We start from the raw sequence: 9550 nt of genomic DNA, 5'->3' as shown, positions 1-9550 counted from the left end.
GGCCGCAGGCCCCCAGGGAGCGGCGGGGTCGAAGGGGCAGCGCCCCTTCAGGATGGGACGGGTAGGGGCGGCGGGGGCGACACCCTGCCGCACCACCCCCACTCACCCGCAGACGAAAGACGCAGAAGGAGTCCCCGTGCCCGAGGGCCACACCATTCACCGGCTGGCCCAGGACTACGCCGCCGCCTTCCTCGGCACGGCCCCACGCGTGACCAGCCCCCAAGGCAAGTTCTCCGACGCCGCGGAACTCCTGAACGGCTCGGAACTCACCCGCACCGAGGCCCACGGCAAACACCTCTTCCTCGGCTTCCGCGACGCCGACGCCGACGCCGCCGACTGGATCCACATCCACCTCGGCCTCTTCGGCAAGGTCACCTTCGGTGGCACCCCCGCACCCCCGCCCACCGACACCGTCCGCCTCCGCCTCGCGAACACCACCGCATACGTCGACCTCCGCGGCCCCACCACCTGCGCCCTGATCACGCCCACCGAGAAGCAGGCGATACACGACCGCCTCGGCCCCGACCCCCTCCGCGAGGACGCCGACCCGCACACGGCGTACAGGAGGATCTCCCGCAGTCGTACGACCATCGCCGCCCTGCTCATGGACCAGAAGGTCATCGCCGGCGTCGGCAACGTCTACCGCGCCGAGGTCCTCTTCCGGCACCGCATCGACCCCTACCGCGCGGGCAAGGACATCACCCCGGCGCAGTGGGACGCCATCTGGACCGACCTCGTAGAGCTCATGCATGAGGGCGTCCGCAACAACCGCATCGACACCGTCCGCCCCGAGCACACCCCCGAGGCGATGGGCCGCCCACCGCGCGTCGACGACCACGGCGGCGAGGTCTACGTCTACCGCAGGGCCAACCTGCCCTGCCACATCTGTGGCGGCGAGATCCGCACCGCCGACCTCGCCGCCCGCAACCTCTTCTGGTGCCCGGACTGCCAGACACCGCAAAGCGGTTGACCTCGCGTCAGAACCCGTGCGGCAGCCACGGCGCCACGGTCGACGCGAACCCCGCCGACGCCTCCGCCAGCGCCCCCCGCCGCAGCTCCCGCACCCGCCCGGCGTCCCCCAGCGCCCCCAGGCTCACGCCGCCGAGGTAGGCCGCCCCCAACTCCCGTACGGACAAAGAGAGATCGGCGGCGTCCGTCGTACGCTCGCACGACGCACCCTTGGCGTCCCCGGACAGCCGCCAACGCCCCGAGTTCCAGGGGCAGAACGCGTCCTCGACCTCGAACACCACGTCCACCGGCGCCTGATACGTCCGCGCCTCCAGCGCGGCCCCCACCTCCACCAGCCGTACGTGCAACGAGTCCCGCACCCGCAGCGCACACCGCCGGATGTCGGACACCTGGTACTGCCACGCCTCGTCCATGGGCCGCCCGTACGCCTTCACGGTGGACGTCAGGTCGATGTCGAACAGAAACCGCCACAGGGCGGCCTGCGCCGCCGGGTCGAGGGCCTGCGCGTCCCGCAGATGCACAGAACCCTTGGGCCCGTTGGCATCCCACTCCGGCTTGACGTGGAAGCGCGCGTACCCGACGACCTCCCCGCCCTCCCGTCTCCCACCACCACCCTCAACCGAAGTCGCTTCGCTCCCCCCAATTCGCTCCGCCAGCACGCACTGCAGCGGCGACGCCCCCTTCCGCTCGCTCTCCGCGTCGAGCAGCCCGAGCCGCTCCCAGCCGGGCAGCCGCGCGAGCATCCCCGGGCGGCCGGACACCTTGCGCGCGTACACCGCCTCGCACACGTCGAGGACATCGGCCGGTACGGCGTACCGCAGACGTACGTCATCGGTGCCGGGCGGCACGGACAGCCGGACGCGGCTCGTGTCGATCTCGGCCGACACATGGAAGGTACCGACGCCGTACCCGAACCGGCCGTAGATCTCCGGCTCGGAGGCGGTCAGCACCGCCAGCGGCCAGCCCCACTCGCGCACATCGTCCAACTGCCGGCGCATCATCGACGTCAGCACACCGCGCCGGCGGTGCGTGGCGGCCACGCTGACCATCGTGACGCCCGCGGCGGGCACGGAGGCGCCGCCGGGCACGGTCAGCCGGAAGCTGAACGCCCCGGCCGTCCCCACGCAGGTGTCCCCGTCCCAGGCTCCGAGGGAACGGTCGAGCTCGGTGAGCGAGTCCCACAACTCCCGCTCCTCGGACGGCTCCGGGACCCCGCCGAAGGCACGGATCAGCGTGTCGAACCAGGTGTCCCACTCGCCCTGCCGAAGCACCCGAAGCTCGGGACGGCCGGTGTCGCTCGCGTGGTCGCTCGCACTGTCTTTCGCCATGAACCATGCGTACCAGGGCATCGCGGGACGAGCGAGGGAATTTCTCGTTGGCGGCGACGAGGTGGCTTTCCGTGAAGTTCACTGTGAAGTCGAACCTCGGACGGGGGACAAGTGGGACCTCCCGTGCCAAGCAGCTGGTCCGATGGATAGGGTCCCGAACTAATGGCAGCAGGACGAGAGCGGCGCACGGTGGCCGAGACGTTCACGGCCCGGTTGAAGATGCAGTGGCACCGGGCCCGCGTCGGTGTGCGCAGAAGTGCCGTGGACTACTTCCGCGGTGACGGCTCGGACTGGATCGCCCTGGCCGGCCTGCTCCTCATGGTGCCGCTGATCTGCGCCCTGACGATGGCCAACCCGGTGTGGTTCTCACCGGCCGCACTGGTCCTGCCGATCGTGGCGGGCGGACTGCTGCTGCGCCCGGCGAGTCTGCTGGGCCTGTACGCGGCGGCGGCCACCGCCCTGATCGTGGAGTCGGTGCAGCTCGGCCCGTACACGGAGGGCCCGTCGAGAGTCACCCCGGGTGTGGTCCTGGTGGTGGCGGCCTGCGGCTTCTTCGGGCTGCTGATCGCGCAGTTCCGCAGCCGCGTGGGCGTGCCCTGGCGGCGCGGCGGCACGATGCTTTTCGACCTGCGCGAACGCATCCGCGTCCAGAGCAAGCTGCCGAGCCTGCCGCACGGCTGGCATCGCGAGATGGCGCTGCGCCCGGCGGGCGGTCAGTCCTTCTCGGGTGACTTCGTCGTGGCGGCGCGCACGAACGGCGGCCGCACACTGGAGGTCGTCCTGACGGACGTGTCCGGCAAGGGCATGGACGCGGGCTCGCGGGCCCTGCTCCTCTCCGGAGCCTTCGGCGGTCTCCTGGGCAGCCTGCCCCCGCACGCGTTCCTGCCGGCGGCCAACGGCTACCTCCTGCGCCAGGACTGGGACGAGGGCTTCGCGACCTCGATCCACCTGGTCCTGGACCTGGACTCCGGGGACTACGAGCTCTACTCCGCGGGTCACCCACCCGGCCTCCAATTGAGCGCGGGCACCGGCCGCTGGGAGGAGAAGGCGGCCGAGGGTCCCCTCCTCGGTGTGTACGACGGCGCGCAGTTCGACCCCGTCAAGGGTTCGCTGCGCCCCGGCGACGTGCTGATGCTCTTCACGGACGGTCTGGTCGAGACGTCCGACCGCGACATCGTCGAGGGCATCGACCGCCTCACCGGCGAGGCCGACCGCTATGTCGCCGGCGGCTTCCACGGGGCGGCCTGGCACCTCATCGAAGCGGTGGCGAAGGACGTCAACGACGACCGGGCGCTGCTGCTGATCTGCCGCGAGGGACCGACGGCGACGGCGGCCCGCTGAGCCGCGACACTGGACGGGTGACCGAGACACCGCAGCAGAAGCTGTCCCTCGCCGAGGTGGAGGCCATCGCCCGCGCCGCCCACACGGGTCAGACGGACAAGGCCGGGCGGCCCTACACCGAGCACCTCAGGGCCGTCGCCGACGGCGTACGCGCGCGTGGCGGCGACGACGACCAGATCGCGGCCGCGTGGCTGCACGACGCCGTCGAGGACCACGCGCTGACCGAACAGTGGCTGGCGCGGGCCGCTCTGAGCCGTCGTACCAAGGCCATCGTGCTGGCGGTCACCAAGCGGGCGGGAGAGCCGCCCGAGGCGTACGCGGCACGCGTCCTGGGCACCGAGGGCGCGCTGCTGGTGAAGGAGTCGGACCTGGCGCACAACGCGGACCCGCAACGTCTCGCGGTCCTGGACGAGGCGACCCGCAAACGACTGACCGAGAAGTACGCACGGATGCGCGCACTTCTCGGTCTCGGGTCGTCCTCCTGACCGCCCTGAGCGGCCCTGAGGTGTCCTGATGTGTGTGGATGCGTCCTGGGTCAGGCGTTGACCTTCTCGCGCGTGGGCGCTCCTTCGCGCTTCTCGCGCTCGCGGGCCAGTTCCGCCGCGTCCCGCTTGAACGCCCAGTCCATCTTGGGCTCCATCGCGAACCGGAACACCCGCTGCACCGGCTTGGTGCACAGCAGCGTGACGCCGACGGCCGCGAGGACGGTGACGAAGATCTCGCCGAGCGGGCGGTGCAGCCAGGCGGCCTCGAACCAGCCCTGGTAGTCACCGGCCTTCACGACGAAGCCGTGCAGCAGGTAGCCGTACAGCGTGCCCGCGCCGAGCGCCGTGAACCACATGTGGCGCCGCGGCACCCAGGCGAAGAAGCAGGCCGTCAGCAGCAGCGAGCAGCCGAACATCGCCAGCACCATCACCGGACCGGTCCACCACGGAGCGCCCAGCTCCTGCGCGGCGTCACGGTGGTAGAACCACGCGGTGTTCATGCGCGGCACCGCCCAGTAGCCGACGACCAGCGCGGCCAGGCCCACCGGCACGGACAGGATCCGCGTCGTGCGGGTGCGCACCATGTGGAAGTGCTCGGGCTTCATGCACAGACCCAGCACGAAGTACGGCAGGAACTGCAGGACCCGCTGGAGGTCCAGGTCGTCGCCGATCTCAGGGCAGACCGTCGCCGCCATGGCGAGGCCGAGCGCGATCGGCAGCGGCCAGCGCACCATCTTCCAGATGGGGGTGGTCATCCGCCAGATGAACAGCGCGCACAGGAACCACGTCAGGTACCACGGGTCCAGGAGGCTGATCTCCTGGCTCGGGTCCTCGTCGATCCAGCGCTTGAAGAGCGGATAGGCCGTCTCGAAGACGATGTACGGCACCGCGACGCCGGTGATCAGCCGCTTGAGCCGGCTGGGGCTCGCGTCGAAACTGCGAGAGAAGAAGCCGGAGATGATGATGAACGCCGGCATGTGGAAGGTGTACACGATGGTGTACACGGCCTCCAGGGTCCGGCTGTCGCCCTTGATGGGCTCCCACGCGTGTCCTATGGCGACCAGCACGATCGCCAGGTACTTGGCGTTGTCGAAGAACGCGTCGCGCTGCTTGGCACCGCCGGACGCGGATCTGTCGTTCGCTTGAGCCTTCTGGTTCTGCGGCGAGCGCGGACTGGGCACTCCGTCCGCCGACGACTGTGCCGGGGGGAGTGGCGCTCTGTTGTGGCCGTGCGGTCGCAGCGAGTTCGTCACGGACCCTCCCGCCGGAATCCGGGGGAGTCGATCCAGGACCTGGCTGCGCATGGGGGGGACGAGGCAGCGTGGAACATCTGAGGCACCCTAGCGTTGCCTGAGGGATTTCGTAAAACCTGCGAGGTCATTACCGGTTATTGCGCTGGACGACATGTGTGCAACGAACATGCACCTGGCGGACACCTGTTGAGTGCCCCCATTGTCCGGATTCATCCCGACTAAGAGGTGCATATGGCCAGGATGTGACTCCGGTGTAATGATCAGTGCGCGATGAATTCGAAATCCCTGCGAACACGTTGTGTGGCAATGGAAACGATCCCGTCGAATTCCCGCAGCGGGTGTCCTGTCGAAATGCTGTGCGGACACAACGCGAGAGGTCGCTGCGCGCGGCCGACCCGCACAGATCCGGCACAGATGTGGCGAACGAAACGTCATGGGCCGCATAGCCGGGCCTACTTGGTGGCACGATGGTTCTGGCGGGGTGCGCGGGGTCGCGTCCCCGGGCCGGGAGAGCGGACCGACCGAGGGTGTGATCTGTTGTGGCCATTTCGCTGTCAGTGGTGTTGCTGTTGGCGATCATCTTGGTGGTGTTGATCCGTGGCGGTTCCCTGAAGGCCGGCCCCGCCGTCGTCGCCGTCCTGTTCGGCTTCTTCCTCGCCTCGACAGGCATGGCCGACGACATCCAACGCTTCCTCAACTCGATAGCCGAGACCATCAACTCGATCCAGTTCTAGGAACCGTGGGGCGGCCTGAGAGGTACGGATACCCTCGTTCGTGATCGTCGAACGGTCCGGAACGATGGAACGTACGGAGGGCGCCGCGCGCGACGGACCCGGCGCAGGCGGCCGGCTGTCGGCTGCCGGATCGAGGACCGCCTCGGCTCCGGTGGCATGGCCGTGGCGCACCTGCCCCGCTCCGCCTCCTCTCGACTGCGCCCGGGCGTGCGGACGCCGACGCGCCGCGCCCCTGGACGGCCACGCTCCACATCCCCGGCGAGGACCTCGGCACCCACGTCCGCCGCCACGGCCCGCTCCCGCCCCCGGAGTTGCGCCCCCGGGGGCACTCCCCTCGCCGACATGGTCCGCCGGGATCTGAAACCGGCCAATGTGCCGCTCGCCGAGGACGCCTCCCCCCGCGTCATCGAAATCGGCATCTCCCGAGCCGCCGATTTCGCGCCCGCCGACGTCTTCTCCCAGCCGCCGAGGGCGATCCAGACGCCGGTGTGCCGCTTCCGTCGGCCAACGCGGCCGACTCGCGATCACGGAGCGAGCGGATCGCTGCCGAGGAAGTCGTCGTCAGCGAGCACGACATCCTCGACGGCACCGCCTTCAAGGTGGCGGAGGGCACGGAGAACGGCAGGCGCGGCGGCTGACCGGTCGATCCCCGGCTGACACGGAACGGCCCCGTCACACCGGATGACTTGCTGCCCCGCGTCCGCCTCCGCCTGGAAAAGCACCCCAAGTTCCGCCCCACCGCGGTGCTCGGCCCTGTGCCGAGCACCCCGCTGCGGCCGCCGCGACCATCGTCACCGTCCAGGCGGTCCACGCCGAGCCGACCCGGCCGAGCGCGACCTGGACGCCGCGCGGCGGACCTGGCCCGAGAACGATCACGCCGACAGCCCGACCCCGGAGAGGGCGGAGCGGTGTACTTGCCGCCATTTCGATCGCGGGGTGCCGGGGCCGAGGGAGATCATGAGGGCATGAGTCCTGGATTACGTCGCATGGCCGCCGCAGCGAGCCTGCTGGTCGGCATCGGTGTCGCGGCCTGGCTGGTGTTCGGCGCTCCTCAAGGCTGGGAGGGCGGCATGAGATGGCTACGTCACGGCCTGGCACTGGCGTCCGTCGGGGCGATCGGTCTGGCCGCCCGGTTGATGTTTCCCGACACAGGGAAAGGCACGTCCGAGGCGGAGTCCGATTAGTCGCATCCGATGAGTCGCATCGGCCCGCGGAACGCGAAAGGCCCGAGGAGAGAAAACAACCTCTCACCCGGGCCTTCGGCGTACAGAGCGGGCGACGGGAATCGAACCCGCGTAGCTAGTTTGGAAGACTAGGGCTCTACCATTGAGCTACGCCCGCACAGGGACGCGCCGCAGGTCAGGTGACCGCGGCACTACAGGCATCGTAGCGGGTCGGGCCCCCTCGACGCACACCCCATCGTCACCCGCACGGCCCTGCGGCCGGCGCTCGCGAAATGCGGCGGCCTCACTGCCTGCGGGCATGTACCCTACGTGTCGCACCAGCACGGGGTGTGGCGCAGCTTGGTAGCGCGTCCGCTTTGGGAGCGGAAGGCCGTGGGTTCAAATCCCGCCACCCCGACCACGACCGGTCATCACCGGCCATGTGCGCGACGACCTCGTGTGATCGCGTCCCGTGATCGCCTTTGGGGGCGTGTCGCCGCTGCCGTTACTATGCAAGCTGCACGCCCGTGTGTCTCTCCGTACGAAGTCACGAAGTCCTCCGGGCGGCGAATTTGCCGGACCAGTCTGGTTCCGGCAGAACCCAAGAAGTCAGCCACAAGGAGACCGAACCGTGAAGAGCGCCGTGGAGACCCTGAACCCGACTCGGGTTCGGCTCACTGTCGAGGTGCCCTTCGAGGAGCTCAAGGACAGCCTCGACGCGGCGTACAAGAAGATCAACCAGCAGGTCACGGTGAAGGGCTTCCGCAAGGGCAAGATCCCGGCCCGCGTCATCGACCAGCGGTTCGGCCGCGGCGCCGTGCTGGAGGAGGCCGTCAACGACGCGCTCCCGAAGTTCTACACCGAAGCGGTCAACGAGGCCGAGCTCAACGTCCTGGGCCAGCCCGAGGTCGACATCACCGAGCTGAAGGACGGCGAGACGCTGAACTTCACCGCCGAGGTCGACGTCCGCCCGACCATCGAGATCCCGGACTACTCCGGCATCGAGGTCGAGGTCGACGCCGTCGAGGTCACCGACGAGGACGTCGAGAAGTCGGTGGAGCAGCTCCGTGAGCGCTTCGCCTCCACCTCCCCGGTCGAGCGCGCCGCCGAGGACGGCGACGTCGTCACCATCGACCTGGAGGCCAAGGTCGACGGCGAGGTCCTGGAGGACGGCGTCGCGAGCGGCGTCTCCTACACCATCGGCTCCGGTGAGCTGCTGGACGGCATCGACGACGCCGTGAAGGGCCTTCAGGCCGGTGGCGAGGCCACCTTCACCTCCGAGCTCAAGGGCGGCTCGGCGGCCGGCAAGGAGGCCGAGGTCACCGTCAAGGTCACCCAGGTCGCCGCGCGCGAACTGCCCGAGCTGGACGACGAGTTCGCGCAGCTCGCCTCCGAGTTCGACACCCTCGAGGAGCTCAAGGCCGACAGCCGCAAGCGCCTGGAGAACATGAAGCAGTACGACCAGGCCACGCAGGCCCAGGAGCGTGTCCTGGAGAAGCTGCTGGAGCTCGTCGAGGTGCCCGTCCCCGAGAAGCTGCTCGAGGACGAGATCAACACCCGTAAGCACAACCTTGAGCACCACCAGCTCGGCCAGATGGGCCTCGACCTCGAGAAGTACCTCGAGATCCAGGGCAAGACGGTCGAGGAGTTCGACGCCGAGACCAAGGAAGCCGCGGTCAAGGGCATCAAGACCCAGTTCGTGCTCGACGAGCTCGTCAAGCAGGAGAAGCTGAACGTCAACCAGGAGGAGCTCACCGAGCACCTCATGCGTCGCGCCGCCTCCTCCGGCATGTCCCCCGACCAGTTCGCCCAGGCCGTCGTCGAGGGCGGCCAGGTGCCGCTCCTGGTCGGCGAGGTCGCCCGCGGCAAGGCCCTGGCCGTCGTGGTCGAGAAGGCCACGGTCAAGGACACCAACGGCGAGGTCATCGACATGACCGACGAGGACGAGGTCGAGCAGGCCACCGAGACGGTCGAGGCCGCCGAGGGCACCGCCGACGAGGCCGCCGAGGAGAAGACCGAGGGCTGAGCCCACGGCGCCTTGTAGCTCGCAGGGAGGGCCCTGGGGACGTACGACGTCCCCGGGGCCCTTCTGTCGTCGGGGCAGGGGGAACGGCCCGCGGCGCAGCGCATGCGCTCACAGCGAACACTCCCTGAACCGGGATTGCAGCACAGGGCCACCGCGTTAGGGTCCATGAGTATGAGGGCAGGGGAGCCCCCGTTGCCCACGCAGAACACGTGAGACGGCCCGGCGCCGTCGCAAGACGAGCAGGTGGATAC

9 protein-coding genes and 2 tRNA genes are annotated in these 9550 nt (G+C 69.4%); 8 read left to right on the top strand and 3 right to left on the bottom strand.

All coding sequences use genetic code 11. The features are described from left to right. The first annotated feature begins 136 nt into the window (after positions 1 to 136). Entirely contained in the window at positions 137 to 970 is an 834-nt protein-coding gene (locus ABZ078_RS38490; RefSeq protein WP_356583189.1) for a DNA-formamidopyrimidine glycosylase family protein, read from the top strand. A gap of 7 nt (positions 971 to 977) precedes the next feature. Here the strand turns inward: ABZ078_RS38490 and ABZ078_RS38485 are convergent, their stop codons facing one another. Continuing rightward, complete coding sequence (locus tag ABZ078_RS38485; protein WP_356583188.1) at positions 978 to 2297, bottom strand: GNAT family N-acetyltransferase; 1320 nt, start codon at positions 2295 to 2297, stop codon at positions 978 to 980. A 162-nt stretch (positions 2298 to 2459) separates the two neighbouring features. Here ABZ078_RS38485 and ABZ078_RS38480 point away from each other — a divergent pair, with 162 nt between their 5' ends. Together ABZ078_RS38480 and ABZ078_RS38475 are read left to right on the top strand one after the other, a co-directional pair. Further along, positions 2460 to 3638: a PP2C family protein-serine/threonine phosphatase gene (locus ABZ078_RS38480; RefSeq protein ID WP_356583187.1), complete on the top strand. Its 1179-nt coding sequence runs from the start codon at positions 2460 to 2462 to the stop codon at positions 3636 to 3638. Between the two features lie 17 nt (positions 3639 to 3655). Continuing rightward, positions 3656 to 4123, top strand: a complete 468-nt coding sequence (locus ABZ078_RS38475) for an HD domain-containing protein (RefSeq protein WP_356583186.1) — start codon at positions 3656 to 3658, stop codon at positions 4121 to 4123. A gap of 50 nt (positions 4124 to 4173) precedes the next feature. Here ABZ078_RS38475 and ABZ078_RS38470 read toward each other — a convergent pair whose 3' ends face one another. Then, positions 4174 to 5376: an acyltransferase family protein gene (locus ABZ078_RS38470; protein ID WP_356583185.1), complete on the bottom strand. Its 1203-nt coding sequence runs from the start codon at positions 5374 to 5376 to the stop codon at positions 4174 to 4176. Positions 5377 to 5915: 539 nt separating this feature from the next. Between ABZ078_RS38470 and ABZ078_RS38465 the strand changes: the two genes are divergently transcribed. The 3 genes from ABZ078_RS38465 (at position 5916) to ABZ078_RS38455 (ending at position 7294) form a co-directional block, all read left to right on the top strand. Then, entirely contained in the window at positions 5916 to 6110 is a 195-nt protein-coding gene (locus tag ABZ078_RS38465) for a hypothetical protein (protein ID WP_030044846.1), read from the top strand. Positions 6111 to 6598: 488 nt separating this feature from the next. Then, positions 6599 to 6748: a hypothetical protein gene (locus ABZ078_RS38460; protein ID WP_356583184.1), complete on the top strand. Its 150-nt coding sequence runs from the start codon at positions 6599 to 6601 to the stop codon at positions 6746 to 6748. A gap of 348 nt (positions 6749 to 7096) precedes the next feature. Further along, the gene (locus ABZ078_RS38455) at positions 7097 to 7294 is read left to right on the top strand and encodes a hypothetical protein (protein ID WP_356583183.1); all 198 of its coding nucleotides are present in this window, start codon (positions 7097 to 7099) and stop codon (positions 7292 to 7294) included. Positions 7295 to 7380: 86 nt separating this feature from the next. Here the strand turns inward: ABZ078_RS38455 and ABZ078_RS38450 are convergent. Continuing rightward, positions 7381 to 7451, bottom strand: a tRNA-Gly gene (locus ABZ078_RS38450). Between the two features lie 166 nt (positions 7452 to 7617). On the opposite strand from ABZ078_RS38450, the gene ABZ078_RS38445 reads away from it, so the two are divergent. Together ABZ078_RS38445 and tig are read left to right on the top strand one after the other, a co-directional pair. Further along, positions 7618 to 7694: transfer RNA gene (locus tag ABZ078_RS38445), tRNA-Pro, on the top strand. Positions 7695 to 7904: 210 nt separating this feature from the next. Further along, positions 7905 to 9299 (top strand): trigger factor, encoded by a 1395-nt coding sequence (gene tig / locus ABZ078_RS38440; RefSeq protein ID WP_356583182.1) that lies wholly within the window; start codon positions 7905 to 7907, stop codon positions 9297 to 9299. Positions 9300 to 9550: the final 251 nt, after the last annotated feature.

The organism is Streptomyces sp. NPDC006385, assembly GCF_040612485.1.
Taxonomy (GTDB): domain Bacteria; phylum Actinomycetota; class Actinomycetes; order Streptomycetales; family Streptomycetaceae; genus Streptomyces.
This window is presented reverse-complemented; position numbering and strand designations above follow the sequence as displayed.

Bases quoted from the DNA above. Each gene is read 5' to 3' on its own strand.
- ABZ078_RS38480 (WP_356583187.1), top strand. From the start codon at position 2,460: ATGGCAGCAGGACGAGAGCGGCGCACGGTGGCCGAGACGTTCACGGCC.
- ABZ078_RS38485 (WP_356583188.1), bottom strand. From the start codon at position 2,297: ATGGCGAAAGACAGTGCGAGCGACCACGCGAGCGACACCGGCCGTCCC.
- ABZ078_RS38455 (WP_356583183.1), top strand. From the start codon at position 7,097: ATGGCCGCCGCAGCGAGCCTGCTGGTCGGCATCGGTGTCGCGGCCTGG.